Origin of the sequence: Propionivibrio sp. (genome assembly GCF_029255185.1) — a bacterium.
GTDB lineage: Bacteria > Pseudomonadota > Gammaproteobacteria > Burkholderiales > Rhodocyclaceae > Propionivibrio.
The window spans coordinates 40259-64889 of sequence record NZ_JAPUVO010000100.1; the positions used below are offsets into that span (position 1 = coordinate 40259).

The 24631-nt window shown below is 58.9% G+C and carries 25 protein-coding genes; 22 read left to right on the forward strand and 3 right to left on the reverse strand.

The features are described 5' to 3' along the window. Positions 1-4 precede the first annotated feature (4 nt). From Q1J43_RS08275 to Q1J43_RS08305, 7 genes are all read left to right on the forward strand, one after another. Positions 5-511, forward strand: coding sequence for a hypothetical protein (locus tag Q1J43_RS08275; RefSeq protein ID WP_301101989.1), 507 nt, complete (start codon positions 5-7; stop codon positions 509-511). Continuing rightward, positions 508-804 (forward strand): hypothetical protein, encoded by a 297-nt coding sequence (locus Q1J43_RS08280; protein ID WP_301101990.1) that lies wholly within the window; start codon positions 508-510, stop codon positions 802-804. Before Q1J43_RS08275 ends, Q1J43_RS08280 begins: the two co-directional genes overlap by 4 nt. Then, positions 801-1019: a hypothetical protein gene (locus Q1J43_RS08285; protein WP_301101991.1), complete on the forward strand. Its 219-nt coding sequence runs from the start codon at positions 801-803 to the stop codon at positions 1017-1019. Before Q1J43_RS08280 ends, Q1J43_RS08285 begins: the two co-directional genes overlap by 4 nt. A gap of 20 nt (positions 1020-1039) precedes the next feature. Next, complete coding sequence (locus Q1J43_RS08290; RefSeq protein WP_301101992.1) at positions 1040-1273, forward strand: hypothetical protein; 234 nt, start codon at positions 1040-1042, stop codon at positions 1271-1273. 69 nt (positions 1274-1342) lie between these two features. Next, positions 1343-1636: a DUF6127 family protein gene (locus tag Q1J43_RS08295; RefSeq protein WP_301101994.1), complete on the forward strand. Its 294-nt coding sequence runs from the start codon at positions 1343-1345 to the stop codon at positions 1634-1636. Continuing rightward, positions 1633-2109 (forward strand): hypothetical protein, encoded by a 477-nt coding sequence (locus tag Q1J43_RS08300; RefSeq protein ID WP_301101996.1) that lies wholly within the window; start codon positions 1633-1635, stop codon positions 2107-2109. Before Q1J43_RS08295 ends, Q1J43_RS08300 begins: the two co-directional genes overlap by 4 nt. Next, a complete protein-coding gene (locus Q1J43_RS08305; RefSeq protein WP_301101997.1) occupies positions 2106-2573 on the forward strand; it encodes a lysozyme in 468 nt (155 codons plus the stop codon). Before Q1J43_RS08300 ends, Q1J43_RS08305 begins: the two co-directional genes overlap by 4 nt. A 22-nt stretch (positions 2574-2595) precedes the next feature. On the opposite strand, the gene Q1J43_RS08310 is transcribed toward Q1J43_RS08305, so the two are convergent. Next, on the reverse strand, positions 2596-3981 hold the full coding sequence (locus Q1J43_RS08310; protein WP_301101998.1) for a heavy metal sensor histidine kinase: 1386 nt from the start codon (positions 3979-3981) through the stop codon (positions 2596-2598). Continuing rightward, on the reverse strand, positions 3982-4668 hold the full coding sequence (locus Q1J43_RS08315) for a heavy metal response regulator transcription factor (protein ID WP_301101999.1): 687 nt from the start codon (positions 4666-4668) through the stop codon (positions 3982-3984). 154 nt (positions 4669-4822) lie between these two features. Here Q1J43_RS08315 and Q1J43_RS08320 point away from each other — a divergent pair, with 154 nt between their 5' ends. From Q1J43_RS08320 to Q1J43_RS08380, 13 genes are all read left to right on the forward strand, one after another. Further along, positions 4823-5140, forward strand: a complete 318-nt coding sequence (locus tag Q1J43_RS08320; protein WP_301102000.1) for a hypothetical protein — start codon at positions 4823-4825, stop codon at positions 5138-5140. Next, complete coding sequence (locus tag Q1J43_RS08325; protein WP_301102001.1) at positions 5137-6570, forward strand: TolC family protein; 1434 nt, start codon at positions 5137-5139, stop codon at positions 6568-6570. The genes Q1J43_RS08320 and Q1J43_RS08325 overlap by 4 nt, the downstream gene beginning before the upstream one ends. 16 nt (positions 6571-6586) lie before the next feature. Beyond that, entirely contained in the window at positions 6587-8002 is a 1416-nt protein-coding gene (locus Q1J43_RS08330) for a copper oxidase (protein WP_301102002.1), read from the forward strand. A 31-nt stretch (positions 8003-8033) separates the two neighbouring features. Continuing rightward, positions 8034-8528 (forward strand): cupredoxin family protein, encoded by a 495-nt coding sequence (locus Q1J43_RS08335; protein WP_301102003.1) that lies wholly within the window; start codon positions 8034-8036, stop codon positions 8526-8528. A gap of 26 nt (positions 8529-8554) precedes the next feature. Continuing rightward, the gene (locus Q1J43_RS08340; RefSeq protein WP_366141866.1) at positions 8555-9043 is read left to right on the forward strand and encodes a DUF411 domain-containing protein; all 489 of its coding nucleotides are present in this window, start codon (positions 8555-8557) and stop codon (positions 9041-9043) included. A gap of 2 nt (positions 9044-9045) precedes the next feature. After that, a complete protein-coding gene (locus Q1J43_RS08345) occupies positions 9046-9390 on the forward strand; it encodes a copper-binding protein (protein ID WP_301102004.1) in 345 nt (114 codons plus the stop codon). 86 nt (positions 9391-9476) lie between these two features. Continuing rightward, on the forward strand, positions 9477-9914 hold the full coding sequence (locus Q1J43_RS08350; protein ID WP_301102005.1) for a hypothetical protein: 438 nt from the start codon (positions 9477-9479) through the stop codon (positions 9912-9914). A 25-nt stretch (positions 9915-9939) separates the two neighbouring features. Further along, positions 9940-10209 carry a DUF2933 domain-containing protein gene (locus Q1J43_RS08355; RefSeq protein ID WP_301102006.1) on the forward strand — a complete coding sequence of 90 codons (270 nt, stop codon included), beginning with the start codon at positions 9940-9942 and terminating at the stop codon, positions 10207-10209. Further along, on the forward strand, positions 10206-10865 hold the full coding sequence (locus Q1J43_RS08360; protein ID WP_301102007.1) for an isoprenylcysteine carboxylmethyltransferase family protein: 660 nt from the start codon (positions 10206-10208) through the stop codon (positions 10863-10865). The genes Q1J43_RS08355 and Q1J43_RS08360 overlap by 4 nt, the downstream gene beginning before the upstream one ends. 188 nt (positions 10866-11053) lie before the next feature. After that, positions 11054-13312 carry a heavy metal translocating P-type ATPase gene (locus tag Q1J43_RS08365; protein ID WP_301102015.1) on the forward strand — a complete coding sequence of 753 codons (2259 nt, stop codon included), beginning with the start codon at positions 11054-11056 and terminating at the stop codon, positions 13310-13312. A gap of 461 nt (positions 13313-13773) precedes the next feature. Continuing rightward, complete coding sequence (locus Q1J43_RS08370) at positions 13774-15078, forward strand: TolC family protein (RefSeq protein ID WP_301102008.1); 1305 nt, start codon at positions 13774-13776, stop codon at positions 15076-15078. A gap of 1 nt (position 15079) precedes the next feature. Continuing rightward, the gene (locus Q1J43_RS08375; RefSeq protein ID WP_301102009.1) at positions 15080-16732 is read left to right on the forward strand and encodes an efflux RND transporter periplasmic adaptor subunit; all 1653 of its coding nucleotides are present in this window, start codon (positions 15080-15082) and stop codon (positions 16730-16732) included. Then, the gene (locus Q1J43_RS08380) at positions 16729-19866 is read left to right on the forward strand and encodes an efflux RND transporter permease subunit (RefSeq protein ID WP_301102010.1); all 3138 of its coding nucleotides are present in this window, start codon (positions 16729-16731) and stop codon (positions 19864-19866) included. Before Q1J43_RS08375 ends, Q1J43_RS08380 begins: the two co-directional genes overlap by 4 nt. A 149-nt stretch (positions 19867-20015) precedes the next feature. On the opposite strand, the gene cadR is transcribed toward Q1J43_RS08380, so the two are convergent. Beyond that, on the reverse strand, positions 20016-20480 hold the full coding sequence (gene cadR, locus Q1J43_RS08385) for a Cd(II)/Pb(II)-responsive transcriptional regulator (RefSeq protein ID WP_301102012.1): 465 nt from the start codon (positions 20478-20480) through the stop codon (positions 20016-20018). Positions 20481-20799: 319 nt separating this feature from the next. On the opposite strand from cadR, the gene Q1J43_RS08390 reads away from it, so the two are divergent. Together Q1J43_RS08390 and Q1J43_RS08395 are read left to right on the forward strand one after the other, a co-directional pair. Then, positions 20800-22818, forward strand: coding sequence for a heavy metal translocating P-type ATPase (locus tag Q1J43_RS08390; RefSeq protein ID WP_366141867.1), 2019 nt, complete (start codon positions 20800-20802; stop codon positions 22816-22818). 647 nt (positions 22819-23465) lie between these two features. After that, positions 23466-24631 (forward strand): TolC family protein (locus tag Q1J43_RS08395; protein ID WP_301102013.1); only part of this gene is annotated, 1166 nt, incomplete at its 3' end.

The window sequence follows — 24631 nt, forward strand, 5'->3', positions numbered from 1 at the left end:
CATCATGGCCAATGCCACCATTCGCGTTCAATTCGGCAACCCGGACGGCTCGGGTTCGGACGGCCATTTGTCGGCCGAGGTCGACACCCGACCCGATGGGCTGAACGGCGGCCGCAGTTCATTCAGCCCGGGTGAGACCGCCTACATCCTCGTCTACAAGTCCGACAACGTCAGCATCACCGACACCATCTGTTCGGCCGGCTCGCTCTCGGCACAAGGTAGCGCCGTAGTGACGGTGACCGAGGAGCTGATGTTTGAGGATTCCGATACGGCGCAGCTCTCCAAGCCGGCGCGCTCGGCCATCTCACAGTCGGTTTGGTATGGACGCAGCCTCGGTGGCCTCACCCTGCAGTCCGACAAGGTCACATTGAAGGCATCGAGTAAGGGCGTGGCGGTGGCCAAGGTCACTTACGATGCATTGGCACTGGTCTATGCGCTGTCGTCGCCGAGCACGCTCAACGGCGAGACGGATTTCTCGATCCTGGCCCTCATCAAGGGGACGGCATCGTGATCATTGAGGTCTACCGAGGCGACGGCTCGCGTGAAGGCTCGCCCATCCTGGAACCCTTGCTCGCCGACGACGCGTTGATTCACCGGGGCGTGGCTGAGATGGATGCCAATGCCCACGCCTTCAACCGGGTCGAGATGGCGGTGGTCTTCCGGCCCGGGTTTCGCCTCGGGCAGATCGTCGAGGCGACCGACCCATCCACGGCGAGTCCTTACCGCGCCAAGGTGACGGGAATCCAGATCACGGTGTCGGAAGCGGCCATCGAAACCCAACTCACCCTGGAGCAGCCGCGATGACCTTTGCGCTGAAGGAACTCTCTCGGCTACTCGCGCCGGAGCAGACGGTGGTTGGCGCGGTGGTCGGCATCGAAGGGGCCGTGGTGCGCGTGGCCACCGAGCGTGGTGCAGTCACCGCCAGGACGCTCGATGCCGTGGCCGTCGGAGACCGGGTGCAGATCAAGAACGGCATCGCCACCAAGGCACCGGTGGCGCGGCAGGTATTTCCCGTCTGACGACAAAGGAGGAATCGCAAATGAATCAGCCGACGACATTTCTGGAACGGGTGCGGCCCGTGATCGACGTCATGACCGATGGCCCCGACAAGGACAAGCTGCTCGCACTGGCCGAGGCTCAGGACACCATCGAACGCGGTGATGTGCATCCGAAGCAGCGTGCGCTGGCCATGCGCCGGCTGCTTGGAGGTGCGGTCACGACCGGAGGGAAGGCGCTGCGCCGGCAGGCCAATGGTCGCGTCAAGAATCCGTAGCACCGCATCTATTTTGATACCCGCGAACCCGCCCACGAGGCGGGTTTTGCATTTCTGGAGGACGAAAACATGGATTCCACCCAAATGGAGCGCCGGAAGATGGTGAGCATCCCGCAGGAAGAATTCGAGGCGATTCTGGAGCGTGCCGCCGAGCGCGGTGCCCGGCACGCCCTCGCAGATGTCGGTCTCGACGGGCCGGAGGCTGCGCACGATATCCGCGAACTGCGTGGATTGCTCGACGCCTTCAACGAGGCCAAGAAGACCGCCGGCCTGACCATCGTGAAGATGCTGGTCACTGGCCTGGTGATGGCGTTGCTGGCTGGCGCGTTCCTGAAACTCAAGCTGTTCGGAGGCGGGCAATGATCGAAACCCTACTCGGCGGCCTCCTCGGTGGAGCCTTTCGTCTTGCCCCCGAAGTCCTGAAGTGGCTCGACCGTAAGGGCGAGCGCGGCCACGAACTGGCGATGCAGGACAAGGCGCTGGAGTTCGAGAAACTGCGCGGTGCGCAGCGGATGGCCGAGATCGGTGCCTCCGCCGATGCAGCCTGGAACACCGGGGCCATTGATGCCTTGCGAGAAGCGGTGGCCGCGCAGGGGCAGCGTTCTGGTGTGCGCTGGGCCGATGCTTTGTCGATCAGCGTGCGCCCGGTGATCACCTACTGGTTCATGGCGCTCTACTGCGCAGCCAAGACGGCGGCGTTTGCGGCTGCCGTCACTGCTGGCACTGGTTGGGGTACGGCGATCCTGCATGCATGGACGGAGGCCGATCAGGCGCTGTGGGCCGGCGTGCTGAACTTCTGGTTCCTTGGGCGCGTGTTCGACCGGGTGCGGCCGTGATCGAGGTTCCGGAGGCTGCCATCGACCTTGCCAAGCGATTCGAAGGGTTCGAACGCAAGGTAAAGCGCGGCACGGAAATCACCGCCATCCCGTACGTTTGTCCCGCAGGCTTCTGGACGATTGGTTACGGTCATCTTTGCGATCCGAAGCACTTGCCGATCGTCGAGGCCGAAGCTGAGGTCTATCTGGCGTGCGACCTCAAATCGGCACTCGCCGCCACGCTGCGTTACTGCCCGGTGCTGGCGACAGAGCAGGAGGGCCGGCTCGCGGCCATCGTGGATTTCACGTTCAACCTTGGCGCTGGGCGGCTGCAGACCTCGACGCTGCGACGGCGCATCAACCAGCGGGACTGGGCTGCCGCCGCGACGGAGTTGCGGCGCTGGGTTTACGGAGGAGGCCGAGTCTTGCCAGGGCTGCTTGCTCGCAGAGCGACCGAGGCTGCTTGGCTGCTTCTCAACGTTTAATCCAAAAAGTGTGTGAAAAACATCATTCGCCCGAGTGTGGAAAAACCAGGGAAAAGCACGTGATGCCTTGCGCAGATTTCACACTGGCGTGGCCACCATGAGCCTCGACAATCGCCTTGGTGATGGCCAAGCCCAACCCAGCGCCATCGGAGGTGGGATGCGTGCGCGCCGGGTCGGCGCGGTAGAAGCGATCAAACAGTCGCGGCAGCACCTGGGGATCAAGGTCTTCACCAGTGTTCTCTACCGAAACTTCGGTGCCGTTTGGCAGGGCGACCACAATGATCCGGACATTGCCACCTGCCGGGGTATGGCGCAGCGCATTGGATAGAAGGTTGCTCAACGCACGGCGAAACATCAGGCGATCACCCTCGATGCTGCCGTTGCCTTGCACCGTGAGGCTGATTCCTTTGTCGTCCGCCACAGCCTCGTAGAAATCGAGCAAGGCTTGGGCTTCATCGGCCGCCATGAAGCGTTCTTTGTGTGGAAGATCCAGGCCACGTTCGGTTTTGGCCAGCAGCAGCATGTCGGCCACCATGCGGGCCAGACGCTGCAACTCCTCGGCATTGGAAGCCAGGATGTCACGGTAGGCCGTGTTATCGCGCTGCGCTGCCAGAGTGACCTGGGTCTGGGTCAGCATGTTGCTGATCGGGGTGCGCAACTCATGGGCTAAGTCCGAAGCGAACTCTGACAAGCGCCGAAAGTCGTCTTGAAGTCGCTCCAGCATCTGGTTCAAGGTGTGCGCCAGATCGGCCAATTCAACGGGAACGGCCTGAACTGGCATACACGCCTGCAATCGTTGCGCCGTCACGGCTGCTGCGTGTGCCTTGATGGCTCGAAGTGGAGCTAGGCCGTAGTGGATGGCCGCCCATCCAAGCAGGCCGCTGACCAGAATGGCGACCAGTGCATACGTCGCAAATGTGCGCAGCAGATCATCCAGAAAATGCCTATGGTGGGTCGTATCCATGGCCAGGGTGATCACCAGTGGGGCCTCAGGCGCGTATTGCGCCTGGGTACGGAATTGCTCGGTGCGGTATTGCCGCTGCCCGTGCTGCCCCCCCGTTAAGGCATGCGCAAGCGTTTCGTGCTCGGGTAGCAGCCAGCGATCTGTTGCCGGAAACCCCTCGGTCTGAAACAGGACGGTCCCTGCCTGGGTGGTCATTCGCACGAATAGTCCGTGATGATGGTTGAGCGCTTCGGAGAGCCGCCAACGCGCATCGTCGGCAGAATTGGCGCTAGCCAGGATGTCGTCGATGAGGTGTTGCTTGTCTTGCAGTACGCTGCGATCCAACTCGATGAAATGACGGTCCGCCGCTGTCATGAACAGTCCGCCGAGGCTCAGCACAACACTGGCCGCTACCAGGGTGAAGAATAGGCTCAGACGGCGGGTCAGCGAGAGGCGGCGCAACATTCAAGGCTCCTGTGGTACTTCCAGTACGTAGCCCATGCCCCGCACTGTCTGGATTAATTTGACGGACTGCCCGTCGTCAACCTTCAGCCGCAGCCGACGCATGGCCACTTCGATGACATTGGTGTCCGAATCGAAATTCATATCCCACACCTGCGAGGCAATCAATGAGCGCGGCAGGACTTCACCCTGACGGCGCATCAGCAATTCCAGAAGACCAAACTCCTTGGCCGTCAGGTCGATGCGTTTTCCGCTCCGCATGACGCGGCGGCGCAGCAGATCTAGCTCCAGATCGGCCACACGCAGGACATTGCTGTCCAGTCCACCTCCTCGTCCGCGCCGAAGGATGGTGCGCACGCGGGCCAACAACTCGGCGAAGGAAAATGGCTTGACCAGGTAATCATCTGCTCCCAGCTCCAGCCCTTTGACGCGATCTTCTACCTGATCGCGGGCGGTCAGAAACAGCACCGGCATTTCCAGCCCGCGCCGCCGCAGTGATGCCAGCACCTGCCAGCCATCCAGTTCCGGCAGCATCACGTCCAGGATCACCAGGTCGTATTCGCCATGCAAGGCCAGGTGCAGCCCATCACCGCCATTGGCCGCCAAATCCGCGACAAAACCGGCTTCATTCAACCCTTGGCGCAGGTATTCGCCGGTTTTCGGTTCGTCTTCAACAATCAATATTTTCACGGGCCTGCTCCATCTATTTCTACCCGTTAGTCTGACAGCAATTTGTCTTTATGGCAGCAAGATGACAGAAATGTCATCTTGGAATCACCTTCCTGACAGGGGTGGTGGCCCAAACTCTTTCCATGTTTCAACAAATTGATAGGAGTTTGCGGTGATGCCAAGCCCTTCGTCCCTGTCCAGAAGTCTGTTGCCGTGGCTCTGCGTGCTGGCTACCGGTGCCGCACTGGCCGCACCAGTGGAAAAAATTCAGGTCAATCCACCACCGACCAAGTTGCAGTACACCTCTGCATTGAGCAGTTATCAGGGCTACACCGATCAAGCTGTGCAGTCCTGGCGTGAGGCCAATGACCGGGTTGGTCGCATTGGCGGCTGGCGCGCCTACGCCAAGGAGGCCGCAACAGGGCAGTCAGCATCCGATACGCCACCGGCGGCCAATCCGCACGCTGGACACCATGAAGGAGGCAAGAAATGAGGCACTTGCTCACATCGCGCCGCACCAAGCTAGCAGTGACCGTGGTTGCTATCGGGGTTCTGTCTGGCTGTGCCAGCGTCAGCCTTGAGCAGAACGTGAATCGCGTCAATACCGAGACTACCGTATTCACTGACGGGCAATTGAGCTTGGCCCAAAGCAATCAGGAACGTGAGCAACGCGCGCAGCTCGCCGCCCAATTACTGGCCAATCCGATTGGGCAGAAAGAAGCTGTGCAACTCGCATTGACCAACAGCCACGCCTTGCAAGCCCTGCTGGCCCAGGGCTGGGCCGAGTCTGCCGACGCCGCACAGGTCGGCCGCATTGCCAACCCCATCTTCAGTTTTGAGCGCATGGTGGTTGGCGATGAACTGGAGCTGGCGCGCTCGCTCTCGTTTGGCCTGCTGGATCTCTTGACCCTGCCAGCCCGAGCCGGAATCGCCGAACGTCGCATCGAGCAGGCGCAGTTGCGTCTGTCCGCTGAGGTGGTGGATCGTGTGACACAGGTACGCCAAGCCTGGGTGCGTGCTGTGGCGGCCCAGCAGACCCTGGGCTACGCACGGCAGGTGTTTGAAAGCGCCGAGGCCGGTGCCGAACTCGCGCGGCGGATGCAGTCGGTGGGCAATTTCAACCGTATCAGTCGAGCCCGTGAGCAATCTTTCTATGCCGATGCCGCTACCCGCCTGGCGACCGCCCAACACCAGGCCACAGCGAGCCGGGAGGAGCTGGTTCGTTTGCTGGGGCTTGATGAGACGCAGGCACAACAGCTCCAACTGCCCGACCGCTTGCCTGATTTGCCCAAAGCGCCGCTCGAACCAAATGCGGTAGGCGCATTGGCGACGAATGGTCGCTTGGATATCCGTTTGGCGCAAAGCGCACTGGCTGGCGTGGGCAAGTTACAAGGCCTGAGCATCATCACCAGCTTCACGGACATCGAGTTGACCGCGCGACGCAATACGGTATTCGACAACGCCGCCGGAACACGAACTGATCCGCGCGGATTTGAAGTGGCGGTTCGCTTGCCGATCTTTGACTGGGGCGGCATGCAGCGCGATGGGTGGAACGCCCGCACTCTCGCGGCAGCCAACCAACTGGAGGCCACGGTGCGCGCAGCGGGCTCCAGCCTGCGCGAGAGCTATTCAGCCTACCGCACGTCTTTTGATGTGGCCAAACATTATCGGGATGAGGTGCTACCCGTGCGCCGTGTGATCTCCGAAGAAAACCAGCTTCGTTACAACGGCATGCTGATTGGTGTCTTTGAGCTGATGGCCGATGCTCGTGATCAAGTCGGCACCGTGACCGCCGCCATCGCTGCGCAGCAGCAGTACTGGCTGGCGGACGCAGCCTTGCAGGCATCGTTGATCGGCCGCCCCACTATGACCTCCCTGTCCGTGATGACCAGCGCGCCTAGCGCTGGCGCGGCTGGACATTGAACACGAGAGTAAAGCAATGACATCCAGAAGAGATTTTTTTCGATTGGCCAGTATCGCCGGTGGTGCGGTTGCAGTCAGTGCCGTGAGCCGCGTGGCGCTTGCAGCCTTGCCTGATCCCGTCATTCAAACCAGCCCTGACACCATGCCGCCACTGGTGCCCAATACTGGGCGCGCATACAACCCGGTGGTGACACTCAACGGCTGGACTTTGCCCTGGCGCATGAACAACGGCGTGAAAGAGTTTCACTTGGTGGCCGAGCCAGTGGTGCGCGAGATGGCCCCAGGCTTCAAAGCCCACCTGTGGGGCTACAACGGGCAAAGCCCTGGCCCCACCATCGAAGTGGTCGAGGGCGACCGCGTGCGGATTTTTGTCACCAACAAGCTCCCTGAGCACACCAGCATCCACTGGCATGGCCAGCGCCTTCCCAGTGGTATGGATGGTGTGGCCGGCTTGACCCAGCCTGCTATTCAGCCGGGCAAGACGTTTGTCTATGAATTCGTGGCGCGCCGCCCCGGCACCTTCATGTACCACCCGCATGCGGATGAAATGACGCAGATGGCCATGGGCATGATGGGCTTTTGGGTCACGCACCCCAAAGCCAAGCACCCGTTGATCGATGAAGTGAACCGGGATTTTTGTTTCCTGCTCAACGCCTACGACATCGACCCTGGGAGCTACACGCCCAAGATCATGACGATGCTGGACTTCAACCTGTGGAGCTGGAACAGCCGAATCTTCCCCGGCATCGATTCGCTAAACGTGCGGCTCAATGACAAGGTGCGCATCCGCATCGGAAATTTGACGATGACCAACCACCCGATCCACCTGCACGGGCACGAGTTTCTCGTCACAGGCACAGATGGCGGGCCAACTCCCAAGAGCACCCGCTGGTACGAGGTCACCACCGATGTCGCGGTCGGCCAAATGCGGCAGATCGAATTTCTCGCCGACGAGGAAGGCGACTGGGCCTTCCACTGCCACAAGAGCCACCACACCATGAATGCCATGGGCCACAACGTGCCCACGCTCATCGGCGTCGATCATCGTGGCATTGCCAAGAAGATTAATTCCTTGATTCCTGATTACATGGTGATGGGCGAACGCGGCATGGCCGACATGACCGAGATGGAAATGCCAATTCCTGACAACACTGCGCCCATGATGACCGGCGAGGGGCCGTTCGGCTCGGTCGAGATGGGTGGCATGTTCAGCGTGCTCAAGGTACGCCGCGACCAAAAGTCTGGCGACTACAGCAATCCTGGTTGGTTCAAGCACCCGCAAGGCACGGTGGCGCACGAATACACCGGGCCGCTGACTGAGCCTGCCCGCTTCAAATCTGAAGGTGGGCAATCCATGCCACGCGCCCAGAAACCGCTCACCCCAACGGAAGTGAAGGTGCGCAAGCCCAGCAGTGGCCATGAGAACCACTGATCCACTTTGATTTAACCCAGGAGACCTTGTAATGACTCAGATGACCCGCACCCTTCGCCCCTTGACCTTGATCGCCGCGTTGGCCTTGTCTGGTGCTGCTTTTGCCGGTGGCACCCATGCAGGTGGCCACGGCCACGACAGCGACGAGACCGCGATTGGGAAACCCGGCGTGGCCAGCAAGGCCAGCCGAACCGTCACCGTTGAGATGACGGACAACATGCGCTATACGCCCGCCGATATTCAGGTCAAGCAAGGTGAGACGATTCGTTTCATCGTCAAAAACAAGGGCCAGGTCAAACACGAGCTGAGTTTGGGCACTCAGCAGGAACTGTTGGAACACTTGGAACAGATGCGCAAGTTCCCGGATATGGAACACGACGAGCCCAGCAAAGTCACGCTGGCTCCTGGAAAGCAGGGGGAAATCGTCTGGCAGTTCACCAAAGCGGGCACCGTGAATTTTGCTTGCCTGATGCCGGGGCACTACGAGGCCGGTATGAAGGGTCAAGTCAAGGTCAGCAAAAAATAGTTTGAGCAATCAACAAGGAGCGCCCCATGTCACGACTGCACTCAATGGCATGTACCACCCGACGCATTTGGCTTGCCGGTATAGGAGTGCTGGCGCTGGCACCTTCGACCATGGTCGCCTACGCCGCACCGGCAACCTTGCAGGTCTGGAAAGATCCCAACTGCGGCTGCTGCAAAGACTGGATTGCGCACCTCGAAAAAAGCGGATTTGCAGCCACAGTCATTGAACACGGCAATAGCGCTGCACGCGCACGCCTTGGTATGCCGCAGAAATTCGGCTCTTGTCACACGGCCTTGATCCAGGGCTACGTGATTGAGGGTCACGTGCCCGCTGCAGACATCCAGCGCTTGCTCAAAGAAAAACCTAAAGCCTTGGGACTGTCAGTGCCAGGCATGCCGATTGGGTCGCCAGGCATGGATGGGCCTGCTTACGACAACCGGCGCGATGCGTATCAGGTGCTACTGATCCAGCGCGATGGCAGCACCACTGTTTTCAACACCTACCCAGGAGGATAACTATGAACATCATCCAAAAAATCACCGCTGTTTCCGCCCTAGCCATGGGCATTACTCTGTCTGCAAGCGGCATAGCACAGACCACTATGGATCACAGCAAGATGGACATGTCGCAGCCTGCTGTATCGATGACCGAAGGCGAGGTCAAGAAAGTAGATATTGATGTCGGCAAAGTCACCATCAAACACGGCCCCATCAAACACATGGACATGCCTGGAATGACCATGGTCTTCACTGCCAAGGACAAAGGGCTGCTCGCCAACGTGAAGCCAGGCGACAAGATTCAATTCATGGTGGTAAACGAAGGAGGAAAGATGGTTGTCACCGAGATTCAAGCTGCGCGGTAAAAAACGCTGTATTGGCGTACCGTTGCTGAATGTCGCGCAAAACATCGGCAACATTAGTCGTTTTCAATTCACAGAAGGAGAAACTCATGAACAGCACTCACAAATATTTGATCGGACTCTTCGTCGCCACTCTGTCGCTCGGCGCGCTGGCTCAAGCCGACGAGCACAAAGAACACCACTCCGCTGGCACCAAACCCGCTGCAACTGCAGTCCAGAAACCTTCCTCTGGTCCCATGGGGGCGGACAAGATGGTGGCAGTGGATCAGCATATGAAAATCATGCAGGCCATGCACGATAAATGTTTGGCCGCAAAGACTCCGGAAGAGCGTCAAGCGTTGATGGTGGAGCACATGAAATTGATGCAGGACGGAATGGCCATGATGAATCAGATGGGTGGTATGTCTGCAGGAATGGCCAAAAACTCCAAGATGACTGATCGCCAACAGATGATGGAAAAACGAATGGACATGATGGAGTCCATGATGCAAATGATGATGGACCGGATGCCTGTACAAACAAAATAGCCTGTCGAATTCTTGGAGAACTGCTATGAACCACCAACGTGAGGGACACGAAACGCCCCGAAGCTTTTGGTCTTCACGCTACGCCATTGGATTATTGGTCATTGGTGGCATAGCGGCCTACTTTCTATTAACTGAGCACTTGGCGCATGTCGTCGGCGCTTTACCATTTCTGCTTCTTCTGGCTTGTCCGCTGATGCATGTATTCATGCACGGTGGTCATGGACATCACCGGGGACGCAGCCATTCGGAATCGCAGAGTAGTTCCGAGTCAGGAAAGCCGGGAGAGCCGTCATGAACCACAGTGAATCAGCTTACGGCTTATGGTCGCTGGTTATCTTGAACTCAGCGATATTCATCATGTTCGCATTCAGCTTTTTCAAACCAAATACGGCGCGAGATTGGAGAACCTTCAGTGCCTTCGCGGCGTTTGTCGTGGCTTTATTTGTGGAAATGTATGGTTTTCCGCTGACCATTTACCTGTTGTCGGGTTGGCTCCAAACTCGTTTCCCGGGACTTGATCTGCTCTCCCACAACTCGGGGCATCTGTGGTCGACGCTGCTTGGAGAGAAAGGAGACCCACATTTTGGGATTCTGCATATCGGCAGTTACATCTTCCTAGGCTATGGCTTTTATTTGCTTTCAACAGCTTGGAATGTTCTGTACCACGCTCAGCGGCACAACTCTTTGGCAACCAGCGGTCCTTACGCACAAGTTCGGCATCCCCAATACGTGGCCTTTGTGATGATTCTTTTCGGCTTCCTTTTGCAGTGGCCCACTTTGCTGACTTTAGTCATGTTTCCGATTCTTCTGATCATGTACGGACGACTGTCAGTTGCTGAGGAAGCAGAGATGCAATCGCATTTTGGAGATACGTATAAGTGCTACGCTGAAAAGACTCCGCGCTTTTTCCCGAGGATCAGTCCACCCACAGATCCATCCAAAAATAGTTAAGTCTGAATCGACGTAATAAAAGGGCATGGCATCGATTGGGTCGAGGATGTGGCTACGACTATGGGCATACTATGAACGTACATCAAAGCAATCATCACACGCATGACCATGGGCACATTCGTCATAGGCCGAATAGTCATGGCGAATCTGCTTTGGCTTTGGGCACGGGTAATTCCAATCCTTCAAACATGAAGGATCCAGTGTGTGGAATGACGGTAACCGACCAGTCTGAATGCCGGTCCGTCCACATGGGAAGGACGTTTTTCTTTTGCGGGACTAAGTGCAAAGCGAAGTTTGATGCCGACCCCATGCAGTACATGGAAGAACGCACTGACAAGTCGCCCACTTCACCTGCGGGAACAGCCTATACCTGTCCTATGCATCCTGAAATCCGTCAGGACCATCCAGGCAATTGCCCCAAGTGCGGCATGACACTCGAGCCGCTTTTGCCAGAGTTGGAGAAAGACGAAAACCCCGAGTTGCGAGACTTCCAACGACGCTTTTGGTGGACGCTCCCACTCACCATCGTGGTGACTTTTTTAGCGATGGCTGGCCACCAGCTGAACTGGTTCGGAATGTCCGTGCAAAGCTGGATCGAACTGGCGCTATCCCTGCCAATCGTCATATGGGCTGGTTGGCCATTTTTCTCACGAGGCTGGCAATCTGTTGTGAACCGTAGTCCAAACATGTGGACACTGATTGGCCTGGGCACTGGTGCCGCCTTTGCATACAGCGTGGTTGCCACTGTGGCACCGCATGTATTTCCAGACTCCTTTATCTCGATGGGTCGAGTCGCCGTGTATTTCGAAGCAACGGCTGTCATCATTTCACTGACCCTGTTGGGGCAAGTTCTTGAACTCAAGGCTCGCTCTCAGACATCTGCAGCCATCAAATCACTTCTCGGGCTGGCCCCCAAGACGGCACGTCGCCTGTACCCTGATGGCTCTGAGGAAGATGTTCCTTTGACGCATGTGCATGTGGGCGATTTGCTGCGCATTCGCCCCGGCGAAAAGGTTCCAGTTGATGGGGAGGTGACAGAGGGCAGTAGTGCAGTCGATGAATCCATGCTGACCGGTGAACCTGTACCAGTGTCTAAGCGAGTTGGCGACAAGGTGATCGGAGCAACGCTCAATACCAACGGTGCTCTCGTGATGCGGTCTGAAAAAGTCGGCTCAGCCACCATGCTGTCGCAAATCGTTCAAATGGTGGCCCAAGCGCAACGCTCCAAAGCGCCGATGCAACGAATGGCTGACACCGTAGCGGGCTGGTTCGTGATGGCTGTTGTCAGCGTTGCCTTGCTCACTTTTTTTGTTTGGGGTCTGTTGGGGCCCGAACCCAGTTGGGTTTACGCCTTGATTAACGCAGTGGCGGTTCTGATCATTGCCTGCCCATGCGCACTTGGTCTGGCGACACCGATGTCAATCATGGTCGCTACTGGGCGCGGTGCCACTCATGGCGTTCTGTTCCGTGATGCTGCTGCAATCGAGAATCTGAGGAAAATTGATACCTTGATCATTGATAAAACCGGCACGCTGACAGAGGGCAAACCGGCTTTTGATCGCGCAGTGGCCGCGCCGGGTTTTGAAGAGACAGAGGTGCTGCGCCTCGCTGCCAGCCTTGACCAGGGCAGCGAACACCCGCTGGCCGATGCCATCGTGCGCGCAGCTCGCGAACGTAATTTGTCTTTGGACAAGCCGGAGAACTTTGAGTCGGGCTCAGGAATTGGCGTGCGAGGTCAGGTTGGAGGACGACAACTGGCCCTTGGCAACACGGCATTGATGGAGCAACTTGGCGTGGCTGTCAAGGTACTGGTATCACAGGCAGAGTCTTTGCGATCAGAGGGAGCAAGCGTGATGTATCTGGCCGTTGATGGGCAGCTGGCAGGTCTGTTGGCCGTATCTGATCCGATCAAGGCAAGCACGCCCGAGGCGCTGACTGCACTCAAAGCTGCCGGTCTGCGTATCGTCATGGCGACCGGTGACGGTTTGACCACTGCCCGTTCTGTTGGTGAACGACTTGGAATCGACGAGGTTCATGGTGAAGTCAAGCCTGCGCACAAATTAGCACTCGTGGATCAGCTGCAAAAGCAAGGACGTATTGTGGCAATGGCGGGTGATGGCATTAATGACGCACCAGCACTAGCCAAGGCCGATGTCGGTATTGCCATGGGAACTGGTACTGACGTAGCCATGAACAGCGCCCAGATTACGCTGGTCAAGGGCGACCTGTGCGGCATTGCCGTCGCCCGTGCCTTGTCGCAAGACACCGTGCGCAATATGAAGCAGAACCTGCTGTTCGCTTTTCTCTATAACGCCTTGGGTATTCCGATTGCCGCAGGTGTGCTGTACCCGCTCACCGGTTGGCTGCTGTCGCCCCTGATTGCAGCGTTGGCCATGAGTCTCAGTTCAGCTTCGGTGATTGGTAATGCATTACGGTTGAAAAGCTAAAAGAGGTTGTCGATTTGTGTACAGCAAACATACTCGGTTGTAAACTACGAATATGCGCCGATTCTTGTTAATTTTGTTGATGTGTTTGTTGCCGCTGCAAAGTTTTGCAGCGGTCTACGCACGCCTGCAAATGGACGACAAGATCGTAACGATGCAGCACATAGTGGGACAAGACTCACCTCCTTGCCACGAGGATGCAACAAGCACCTCCGCAACACAAGATGAGGGGTGTTGCAAAAGCAACGCGACATGCGAGTTTGTATGCGGTCTGTCCGTTGCGGTATTTTCCGACGCGATCATTCTTCATATCCCCATTGCGCCCGAAGCGCACTCCGCAAGATTGCCGACTTCATTCGTCAGCACACCCCTCGCTCAGCCTGTAAAACCGCCCATCCTCGGATCTCCCTAGCCTAAGTCCGTCCGCATTTTGCCGACGCTTTGTGTTTTGCTGGAGATTTAGAGTGAAAAAAATCCTACTCGGAATTTTTATCAATGCCATTCTTTGGATCGGCCATGCTGCGCATGCAGGGCCGGTTCTGTCCCTCGATCGGGCTTTGCAGCTTGCCGAAAGTCGGTCACGCCAGCTTACCGCCCAAGATGCCGCAGCCACCGCCTCCCGCGACATGGCTCTAGCCGCCGGGCAACTGCCCGACCCCACGCTCAAATTTGGCATCAACAACCTGCCAATCAATGGCGAAGACCGTTTCAGCCTGACGCAGGACTTCATGACCATGCGCTCAGTCGGCGTGATGCAGGAAATCACGCGGGGCGACAAACTCAAGGCCCGCTCCGCCCGTTTTCACCGTGAAGCAGAAGCAGCAGAAGCCAGCCGTACCCTGGCCCTTGCCAACTTGCGACGTGACACCGCGAAGGCATGGCTGGAGCGCCATTACCAAGAACGCATGCTCGACGTGCTACGCAACCAGCGAACGGAGGCGGGCTTGCAGATCGAAGCTGCCGACGCAGCCTACCGTGGCGGGCGTGGAGCCCAAGCGGATGTGTTCACGGCCCGGTCGATGGTGGCGCAGATCGATGACCGCATCCGCCAGACAGAGAAGCAGATCGGAACGGCCAAGATCAGGCTGGCACGATGGGTTGGGGACGATGCCGCCCAGGCACTGGACACGCCCCCCAACTTAGAGTCCGTCCACCTTGACCTGACCAGCCTGGACAGCCAGTTGGCACACCATCCTGAAATTGCCTTGATGGCTAAGCAGGAACAGGTGGCACGCGCCGATGCGGATATTGCACAGAGCAACAAACACGCTGACTGGAGTGTGGAGTTGATGGTCAGCCAACGCGGCCCGGCCTACTCGAACATGGTGTCGGTCAACGTCTCCGTCCCGTTGCAGTGGGATCAAAAGAACCGGCAAGACCGGGAGCTCTCCGCCAAACTGGCCATCGCCGAGCAGATGCGCGCCCAGCGCGAGGAAGCCACACGGGAGCATGTTGCCGACACCCGCATGTGGTTGCAGGAGTGGCAAAGCAACCGTGAGCGTTTGGCGCAATACGACAGCGCTCTGATTCCGCTGACGGCTGAACGCGCCCGTGCCGCGATAGCCGCCTACCGGGGCGGCAGTGGCCCGCTCACGGCGGTGCTGGAAGCACGGCGCATGGCCATCGACACCCAGATGGATCGCCTGCGTCTGGCGATGGAAACTGCCGCTCTGTGGGCGCAACTGGAGTACCTGATTCCCGCTGAGCACCAAACGACTACGGAGCCACGCCTGCCCTCACTCCCCACAACAACAGCAACGGAGAAATAACATGACAAAACTCAAACCCCTGCTGGTGGGCCTGGTCGGTGCGGGCGTACTCGCCGCAAGCGGTTACGGTCTCTATACCATTGGCATGCAGCGCGGCATGGGCATGGCTACTTCCTCCGCCCCGTCAGCAGGAGCAGCCGCAACGGGAAGCGTTGCGCCCGGCGCAGTCCCCCAAAGCGTTGCCGAAGGCGAAGACGCCACCCGCCGCCATATCGAAAAAGGCATCAAGGCCGGCGATGTGGACCCAACCACCGGACGCAAGATCCTCTACTACCACGACCCCATGGTGCCGGGCAACAAGTTCGACAAACCCGGTAAGTCCCCCTTCATGGACATGATGATGGTGCCGGTCTACGCCGACGGGGATGCTGGCAGCGACGGAAGCAAAGTCACGGTCAGCCCCCGCATCCAGCAGAACCTCGGGGTACGGACTGCCGAAGTCACCGAAGGGCTGCTGTCGCAACAGGTCTCCGCAGTAGGAAACATTGCCTTCAATGAGCGCGACCAGGCCTTTGTGCAGGCCCGTGCCACCGGCTACATCGAGCGCCTGCACGTGCGTGCAACCCTGGACCGCGTGAGCAAAGGCCAAGCCCTGGCCGACCTCTACGTGCCCGACTGGATTGCTGCACAGGAGGAATTTCTGTCGGTGCGGCGCATGCAGGGAACAGACCTGGCGCCGTTGGTCGATGGTGCCCGCCAGCGCATGCGCCAGGTGGGCATGAGCGATGAACAGATTCGCTTGGTGGAAAGCAGCGGCAAAACCCAAGCCCGCATCACCCTGACCGCACCAATAGGCGGTGTGGTGGTGGAGCTGATGGCTCGTGAAGGCATGACGGTGATGCCAGGTGCGACGCTGTTCCGTATCAACGGTCTGGGCAGCGTGTGGGCCAATGCCGAAGTACCAGAAAGCCAGGCGGCCCTGATTCGCCCCGGTACCAAGGTGCAGACCAGCAGCGCCGCCGCACCCGGCACGGCCCTGCGCGGCACGGTGCAAGCGATATTGCCCGAGGTGAGCGCGGCCACCCGCACGCTCAAGGCCCGCGTGGAACTGGCCAACCCCGGCAACCTGCTGGTGCCCGGCATGTTCGTCAATATGCAATTCATGGACATGCGGACAGAGAAGTCCTTGCTGATTCCCACGGAAGCCGTGATCCAGACCGGCAAGCGTGTGGTGGTCATGCTGGCCGAGGACAAAGGCAAGTTCCGTCCGGTCGAGGTGGAAACCGGCATCGAAAGCAATGGCCAGACCGAGATCAAACGCGGCCTGCAAATGGGGCAGCGCGTGGTGGTGTCGTCCCAGTTCTTGATCGACTCGGAAGCCAGTCTCAAAGGTGTGGAAGCACGTTTGAACGATGCACCCAAGCCAAGCGCGGCCAACACGGCACCGCGCCATGAGGGCGAAGCCAGGATTGAGGCCATCGGCAAGGACAGCATCACCTTGTCGCATGGCCCGATTCCGTCCCTCAAATGGGGCGAGATGACTATGGACTTCAAGTTGCCTGCCAGCAGCCAGCCGCGCAATCTGGTGCCTGGCGACAAGGTGAGTTTCGAGTTCTACATGGATGCGGAAGGCTTGCCACAGCTCACCCGCGTGAGCGCCATGGCACCGGAGCCCAAAGCGGTCACCGCCAAACCAGCCGGGAGCAAGCCATGATTGCCAAGCTCATCCGTTGGTCTATTGGGAACCGCTTTCTGGTGCTGCTGGTGACCTTGATCGTTGCGGCCTGGGGCGTTTATTCCGTGATGCGCACGCCCCTGGATGCCTTGCCTGACTTGTCGGATGTGCAGGTCATCATCCGCACCACGTATCCCGGGCAAGCACCGCGTATTGTGGAAAACCAGATCACCTATCCGCTGACGACCACCATGCTGTCGGTGCCGGGGGCCAAGACGGTGCGCGGGTACTCGTTCTTTGGCGACTCCTTTGTCTACGTGCTGTTTGAGGATGGCACGGACCTCTACTGGGCGCGCTCCCGTGTGCTGGAGTACCTGAACCAGGTGCAATCCCGCCTTCCACCCGGTGCCAAGGCCACACTGGGGCCAGATGCCACCGGGGTGGGCTGGATTTACCAGTATGCGTTGGTGGACCGCAGTGGCACGCAGGACGCGGCCCAACTTCGGGCTTTGCAAGACTGGTTCCTCAAGTACGAACTCAAGACCGTGCCCAATGTGGCGGAGGTGGCCACCATCGGTGGCATGGTGCGCCAGTACCAGATCGTGCTGCAACCGGACAAGCTGGCGGCCTACGGCATTCCGCACAGCAAGGTGGTTGAAGCCATTCAAAAGGGCAACCAGGAAGCCGGTGGTTCGGTGCTGGAGCTGGGCGAAGCCGAATACATGGTGCGCGCCAGCGGCTACCTGCAATCGCTGGACGACTTCCGCAAGGTGCCGCTGATGACCACGGCGACTGGTGTGTCCGTCCGTTTGGGCGACGTGGCCCGCATCCAGCTTGGACCAGAGATGCGCCGGGGCATTGGTGAACTCGATGGCGAAGGTGAGGCCGCGGGCGGTGTGATCGTGATGCGTTCCGGCAAGAACGCGCTGGAAACCATTGCCGCCGTCAAGGCCAAGCTCAAGAGCCTGCAATCCAGCCTGCCCAAGGGGGTGGAGATCGTGCCCGTCTACGACCGCTCCGGCCTGATCGAGCGGGCGGTGGAGAACTTAGGTCACAAGCTGCTGGAAGAGTTTGCGGTGGTGGCCGTGGTCTGCTTCATCTTCCTGTTTCACCTGCGCTCGGCCCTGGTCGCCATCGTGTCGCTGCCGCTGGGCATCCTGGCCGCGTTCATCGTCATGCATTACCAGGGCGTGAATGCCAACATCATGTCGCTGGGGGGCATTGCCATTGCCATTGGCGCCATGGTGGATGCCGCTGTGGTGATGATCGAAAACGCCCACAAACATCTGGAGCATTGGAGCCACGACCACCCGGGCCAAAAGCTCGAAGGCGACGCCCGCTGGCGGGTGATTGGAGAATCTGCTGCCGAGGTAGGCCCAGCGCTGTTCTTCTCGCTGCTCATCATCACGCTGTCCTTTATTCCGGTGTTCACGCTGGAAGCGCAGGAGGGGCGTTTGTTCTCGCCGCTGGCGTTTACCAAGACCTACGCCATGGCGGCGGCGGCGGCACTGTCGGTCACGCTGATTCCGGTGCTGATGGGCTATTTGATTCGGGGCCGTATCCCGGATGAGAAGTCCAACCCATTGAATCGCTTCCTGATTGCGATTTACCGCCCGCTGCTCAACGCGGTGCTGGACTGGCCCAAAGCCACGTTGGCGGTGGCCGCACTGCTGCTGGGTTTGAGTCTTTGGCCCTTGCAGCACATTGGCGGTGAGTTCATGCCGCGCCTGGATGAGGGGGATCTACTCTATATGCCTTCCGCGCTGCCTGGCTTGTCCGCAGGCAAGGCCGGTGAACTGCTGCAACAGACAGACCGACTCATCAAGACCGTGCCCGAGGTCTTGAGCGTCTACGGCAAGGCTGGCCGTGCCGAAACCGCCACCGATCCCGCTCCCATGGAGATGTTCGAGACCACCATCCAGTTCAAACCCAAAGACCAGTGGCGACCCGGCATGACGCAGGATAAGCTGGTGGACGAGCTGGACCGCATCGTCAAGGTGCCGGGCCTGGCCAACATCTGGGTGCCACCGATCCGCAACCGCATCGACATGCTGGCGACTGGTATCAAAAGCCCAGTGGGCGTGAAAGTCGCCGGAACTGACCTGGCCACCATCGACCGCCTGACCGGCGAGATCGAAAAGGCACTCAAGGACGTACCCGGTGTCAGCAGCGCACTTGCAGAGCGTTTGACGGGTGGGCGCTATGTGGACGTGAACATTAACCGCGATGCTGCGGCCCGCTTTGGGATGAACATCGCGGAAGTGCAGTCCGTCATCACCGCTGCGGTGGGAGGTGACAACATCGGCGAAACGGTGGAGGGCCTACAACGCTTCCCCATCAATATGCGTTATCCCCGTGAAATCCGTGACTCGCTGGAGAAGCTGCGCGTCCTGCCCATCGTCTCGGAGAGCGGCCAACGGCTGGTGCTGTCCGATGTGGCCGACATCCGCATCACCGACGGCCCACCCATGCTGCGAAGCGAGAACGCCCGACTCTCAGGTTGGGTGTATGTGGACATTCGCGGGCGTGACTTGCGTTCGGCGGTGCAGGACATGCAAAAGGCGGTGGCCGAGAAGGTGGCTCTGCCTGCCGGGTATTCGGTGTCTTGGTCGGGGCAGTTCGAGTTTCTGGAACGTGCCACGGCCAAGCTCAAGGTGGTGGTGCCGTTCACGCTGCTCATCATCTTTGTGCTGCTGTACCTGACCTTCAAGCGGTTTGATGAGGCCCTGCTCATCATGGCGACCTTGCCCTTCGCACTGGTGGGCGGCATCTGGCTGCTGTACCTGCTGGGCTACAACCTGTCGGTGGCAGGTGTGGTCGGGTTCATCGCGCTGGCTGGGGTGTCGGCAGAGTTCGGGGTCATCATGCTGCTGTACCTCAAACATGCTTGGGATGAGCGTATCGCGCAGGGAAAGGCCAGCATCGAAGACCTACTGGATGCGATCCGCGAGGGTGCCGTACTGCGCGTGCGTCCCAAAGCAATGACGGTGGCCGTCATCCTGGCGGGCTTATTTCCGATCATGTGGGGGACGGGCACCGGTTCCGAGGTGATGCAGCGCATTGCTGCACCCATGGTGGGCGGGATGATCACCGCGCCCTTGCTATCGATGTTTGTGGTGCCTGCGGTGTACTTCTTGATGCGTCGTCGCCAAAGGACACGGGGGCACCCTTAGATCGCAACTTCCTTTTTATCCCCCTCATGCGGCTGGAATTCTTCCGTGTGAGGGGCACGCATGTCTCCATACCACCGAGCGTTATTTCTCTCACACCATTTCAACCCAACGCGATGCTGAGTCACGGCTACTTGGCTGACACCGGTCGTTCAATGCTTTCCTTTGAGACTGTGTGCCCCATGAACATGGCCTCTGCTGGTTCCTGACTCGTGATCGTGGCGCGATGCCGTAGACAATTCAGTCAGAATGCCACAATGGCTGGCCTGCTGAGATTCACGGCAGTTTTCCCGCAAAGTCTTGAGCTGTCGTTCCAGCGCCTTCAACTCTTTGATGCGGGCAGCTACATGGCCTATGTGCTCGTCGAGCAGGTCGTTCACTTGTGCGCAGTTCTCGTGAGGCGAATCCTTGAAGCGCAGCAGCACTCGGATTTCGTCCAACGTCATGTCCAACCCTCGGCAGTGCCGAATGAAGGACAGTCGGTCAACGTGTTCGCTGCCGTACACCCGGTAGTTACCTTCTGTGCGAGGAGTTTCAGGCAACAATCCTTCGCGTTCGTAATACCGAATCGTCTCAACCTGGGTGTGAGCGGCCTTGGCCAGTTCACCGATTCTCATATCTTCACCTTGAGCGATGGCAGGAAAGTTGCATAGTTTTATTGTAAGCACTTGACATTGTAGTGGCTACAGGGTTTTTAATCCATCCAACAAGGAGAAGATCATGAACCCTACTCACCAACGCCAACAAGTTGACACTGCCTGCGATTGTGGGAGTGGCTGCGCGACATCGCCTGCTGTGGGCGGGCCAATGGCGTCTAATGCAACGGCTGTTGAGCCACAGCGATTCCGGATCGCGAACATGGACTGCGCGTCGGAAGAGTCAGAAATCCGTCGAGCGCTGGACGGCGTGGCAGGCATTCGTGGCTTGCAGTTCAACTTGGGCGACCGCGAGTTGGCCATCGCTGCCGAGGATCATGCTCTGCGGGTGGCACTGGATGCAATTCGCAAAGCGGGCTTCAAACCGGAACCACTCGGCGTAGAAGACAAATCGGATGGAGCTACTGCCGCTGCGCCAACTGGTTTCTGGGCCTCATGGGGCAAATTGATTGCTGCATTGGGGCTGGCCGTGGCGGCTGAAGGCTTGGCATTCGCTTTTTCAGATAGTTGGCCAGCAAAAGCCCTTGGAATGGCGCTGGCCGCGGTGGCCATCGCCCTGGCGGGTTTCTCTGTCTACGGTAAAGGGCTTTCCGCACTGCGGCAAGGACGCTTGAACATCAACGCCTTGATGACTGTGGCCGTGACAGGTGCCTTCTTGATAGGCCAGTGGCCAGAAGCTGCCATGGTGATGGCCTTGTATGCCATAGCCGAGGCCATCGAGGCTCGAGCGGTGGACCGGGCGCGTAACGCCATCAAGAGCTTGCTGGCTCTTGCACCGGAGCAAGCCGAGGTGCGTCAAAGTGACGGCAGTTGGACACGCGTCGGCGTCAAAGCGGTCGTTGTTGATGCGATAGTGCGCATCCGTCCAGGAGAGCGCGTTCCGCTCGATGGCGTCGTGACGCTGGGCCAGAGCGCCATCGACCAGTCCCCTGTGACTGGGGAAAGCCTGCCTATAGACAAGGCTCCTGGCGACGAAGTCTTTGCCGGCACCATCAACCAGTCTGCGGCGTTGGAATTCCGTGTCACCGCGCCCGCTTCGGACAGTACCCTGGCGCGCATCATCCACGCAGTCGAGCAAGCACAGTCGTCCCGTGCGCCAACACAGCGCTTTGTTGATCGGTTTGCCGCGATCTACACACCTGCAGTTTTCACCCTGGCTGTCGCCGTCGCGTCGTTAGCGCCGTGGATCACGGACTTGACCTGGATACAGGCTGTCTATAAAGCCTTGGTGTTGTTGGTCATCGCTTGCCCTTGTGCCTTGGTTATTTCCACACCAGTCACGGTCGTCAGCGGCTTGGCAGCCGGGGCAAGGCGGGGAATATTGATCAAAGGTGGCGTTTACTTGGAGGATGCGCGAAAGATCAAAGCGGTGGCCCTGGACAAGACCGGCACGATCACGGAAGGTAAGCCAAAACTGGTGGCCTTCGAGCCCGTAGATACAGGTCTTGATCAACGGGTGCTGGAGGGACTTGCAAAGAGTCTCGCGGGTCGGTCGGATCACCCGGTTTCCAAAGCCATCGCAGAGGGGCTGTCAACCGCCGATCTAGAGGTGGGAGAGTTTCAAGCCGTTGCAGGGCGTGGAGTGCAAGGCGTCATCGGCAATCATCCCTACGCGCTGGCCAACCACCGCTGGATCGAGGAGCGTGGGCAATGTTCGGCTGAACTCGAAGCCCGTCTCGCAGTTCATGAAGAGGCAGGTCGCACGGTCACACTCCTCGCGAACAGCGAACGTGTGATGGCGATCTGCGCTGTAGCGGACACCATCAAGCCATCCTCCGCCCAAGCGGTGGCCGACCTGAAGTCGCTCGGCGTAACACCGGTCATGCTGACAGGAGATAACATCGCGACCGCGCGCACCGTCGGATTTCAGGCGGGCATTGCCGAGGTGCGGGGCAACCTGCTACCCGAAGACAAGTTGCAGGCCATCTGCGAACTTCAACAGCGCTTGGGTATCACGGCGATGACAGGCGATGGCATCAATGATGCGCCAGCACTTGCCAAGGCCGACATCGGCTTCGCCATGGGTGCTGCTGGAACCCATACGGCGATGGAGGCCGCCGATGTTGTGGTCATGAACGACGACCTGCGGCGTCTGCCAGAAACGATACGGCTCTCGAAGCGCACCCACGCCGTGCTTTGGCAGAACATCAGTCTTGCGCTAGGCATCAAGCTGGTGTTTTTACTGCTGGCTGTCTTCGACAATGCCTCCATGTGGATGGCGGTGTTTGCGGACATGGGGGCAAGCTTGCTGGTGGTCTTCAATGGGCTAAGGTTGCTTGGAAGGCAACAGAGCAAGTAGAAAAGATGCACAGGGAAGTCTATAGCTGCTACACTGTTGTCCATATGCGTAGATGGTTGGCAATCCTTTTGTTGGTGTTTATGCCGCTACAGCTTGGCTGGGCGGCTGCAGCCAGCTATTGCCAACACGAAACCGGTGCCGCAGCCAAGCACTTTGGTCACCATGACCATCAGCACAAGACTGCGGATGGCAAAGACGCATCTTCCGATCCAGCCAAGACCATCGGTGGCGATCCCGATTGCGCATCCTGTCACGCGGGATGTTTGTCGGCCTTGCCTGGGGCAGTCACGATTGCATCGCATGCCGACTCGTCTCTGGATACAGCAGATTACTGGGCTCGTCTCACGTCGCCCCCTTTTGAACGCCTCGAACGCCCTCAGTGGCGTGCCCTCGCCTGATCGGCGGGGAGCGCGTTCCTTCCCTTCGTCATCACCAATGCACGGATACGCCTAGCGCGTGACCGTATCAAGCCGACCTCAGCTCGGCTGACGTGACGACGAGCAGGCGATCATTTGGATCGCTCTCCGCCGATTCCCTCGTGTATTTGAATATCACTGGAGAATCGAATGTTGAAGAGTCATCACAATCACAAACGACGGAAGTCAGTCTCCGTCCTCCGCACATCAGGAGTCGCGGCTGCGACGAGCTTGCTCGTAGCGCTCGCTGCAGGGGCAGCTTTCGCTCAGGCGTTGCCAGCAGCACAAGACAATCCTTCAGCCGTCAGAAGCGGCTTGCAGAGCGAAGCGGCAACGATCCTGACGCTGCAAAAGGCCATCGATTTAGCCCTGGACAGCAATCTAGACTTGGCTGTCGCAAGGCGGGAAATCGAGGCAACGCAAGGTCAGGTGATCCAGGGGCAAGCTCGCCCCAATCCCGAACTGGCGTACTCGCTGGAAGACCAGAGGGCAGCGACCCGCACACAAAGTGTGCAGATCAATCTGCCCGTCGAGATGGGTGGCAAGCGCGCGGCCCGTATCACGGCGGCAGAGCGAGGACGCGACATTGCGGTCGAAGAACTGAACTTGCGCCGCGTCGAAATTCGTGCCGCCGTGGTCGCTGCCTTCTTCGAGACTTTGGCGGCACAGGAACGCGCAGCATTGGCCGGGGCCAGTGTCGATCTGGCAAAACGCGCTACCGATGCTGTTGCCAAACGCGTGGCAGCGGGCAAGGTTTCGCCGGTCGAAGAAACCAAGGCACGTGTGGCCGAAGCAGGCGTGCGAGTCGAATTGGCACAGGCCCAGAGCGAACAACGCAATGCTCGGGCACGCTTGGCCAGTTTGCTAGGGGCCAACCCACCGCGATTTACTCTCGTGTCGGGCAACGTGGAAGAGCTTCCGGCTGTCCCTTCGTTCGACAACGTCCAGCAGCGCCTGTCCGCTTCGCCAACGCTGCGCCGTATGCAGCTGGAGGTTGAGCGCCGCAGGTCGTTGGTCGATGTAGAGCGCGGCAAACGGATACCCGACGTCACTTTCAGCCTTGGGGTGAAACGCCCCAACGAACTGCAGCGCGATCAACTGCTGTTCGGTGTTTCCGTACCCTTGCCACTGTTTGATCGCAATCAGGGGAACTTGTTGGAAGCGCTGAAGCGCGAAGACAAGGCGCGGGACGAACTCCAAGCTTTGAACATGCGAGTCAGCACGGACGTATTGCAAGCCCGCGAGCGGCTGGAATCCATTCGTGGGGAAGTCGACGTCTTGCAACGGGATGTTTTACCTGGGGCCAAAAGTGCCTACGACGCGGCCACCGTCGGATTTGAAAACGGCAAGTTCAACTTCTTGGAAGTGCTGGATGCACAGCGTACCTATTTCGCCGC

Coding starts and splice junctions, on each gene's coding strand:
- Q1J43_RS08275 (WP_301101989.1), top strand. CDS start 5: ATGGCCAATGCCACCATTCGCGTTCAATTCGGCAACCCGGACGGCTCG.
- Q1J43_RS08285 (WP_301101991.1), top strand. CDS start 801: ATGACCTTTGCGCTGAAGGAACTCTCTCGGCTACTCGCGCCGGAGCAG.
- Q1J43_RS08290 (WP_301101992.1), top strand. CDS start 1,040: ATGAATCAGCCGACGACATTTCTGGAACGGGTGCGGCCCGTGATCGAC.
- Q1J43_RS08295 (WP_301101994.1), top strand. CDS start 1,343: ATGGATTCCACCCAAATGGAGCGCCGGAAGATGGTGAGCATCCCGCAG.
- Q1J43_RS08300 (WP_301101996.1), top strand. CDS start 1,633: ATGATCGAAACCCTACTCGGCGGCCTCCTCGGTGGAGCCTTTCGTCTT.
- Q1J43_RS08310 (WP_301101998.1), bottom strand. CDS start 3,981: ATGTTGCGCCGCCTCTCGCTGACCCGCCGTCTGAGCCTATTCTTCACC.
- Q1J43_RS08320 (WP_301102000.1), top strand. CDS start 4,823: ATGCCAAGCCCTTCGTCCCTGTCCAGAAGTCTGTTGCCGTGGCTCTGC.
- Q1J43_RS08325 (WP_301102001.1), top strand. CDS start 5,137: ATGAGGCACTTGCTCACATCGCGCCGCACCAAGCTAGCAGTGACCGTG.
- Q1J43_RS08330 (WP_301102002.1), top strand. CDS start 6,587: ATGACATCCAGAAGAGATTTTTTTCGATTGGCCAGTATCGCCGGTGGT.
- Q1J43_RS08335 (WP_301102003.1), top strand. CDS start 8,034: ATGACTCAGATGACCCGCACCCTTCGCCCCTTGACCTTGATCGCCGCG.
- Q1J43_RS08340 (WP_366141866.1), top strand. CDS start 8,555: ATGTCACGACTGCACTCAATGGCATGTACCACCCGACGCATTTGGCTT.
- Q1J43_RS08345 (WP_301102004.1), top strand. CDS start 9,046: ATGAACATCATCCAAAAAATCACCGCTGTTTCCGCCCTAGCCATGGGC.
- Q1J43_RS08350 (WP_301102005.1), top strand. CDS start 9,477: ATGAACAGCACTCACAAATATTTGATCGGACTCTTCGTCGCCACTCTG.
- Q1J43_RS08355 (WP_301102006.1), top strand. CDS start 9,940: ATGAACCACCAACGTGAGGGACACGAAACGCCCCGAAGCTTTTGGTCT.
- Q1J43_RS08360 (WP_301102007.1), top strand. CDS start 10,206: ATGAACCACAGTGAATCAGCTTACGGCTTATGGTCGCTGGTTATCTTG.
- Q1J43_RS08365 (WP_301102015.1), top strand. CDS start 11,054: ATGAAGGATCCAGTGTGTGGAATGACGGTAACCGACCAGTCTGAATGC.
- Q1J43_RS08375 (WP_301102009.1), top strand. CDS start 15,080: ATGACAAAACTCAAACCCCTGCTGGTGGGCCTGGTCGGTGCGGGCGTA.
- Q1J43_RS08380 (WP_301102010.1), top strand. CDS start 16,729: ATGATTGCCAAGCTCATCCGTTGGTCTATTGGGAACCGCTTTCTGGTG.
- cadR (WP_301102012.1), bottom strand. CDS start 20,480: ATGAGAATCGGTGAACTGGCCAAGGCCGCTCACACCCAGGTTGAGACG.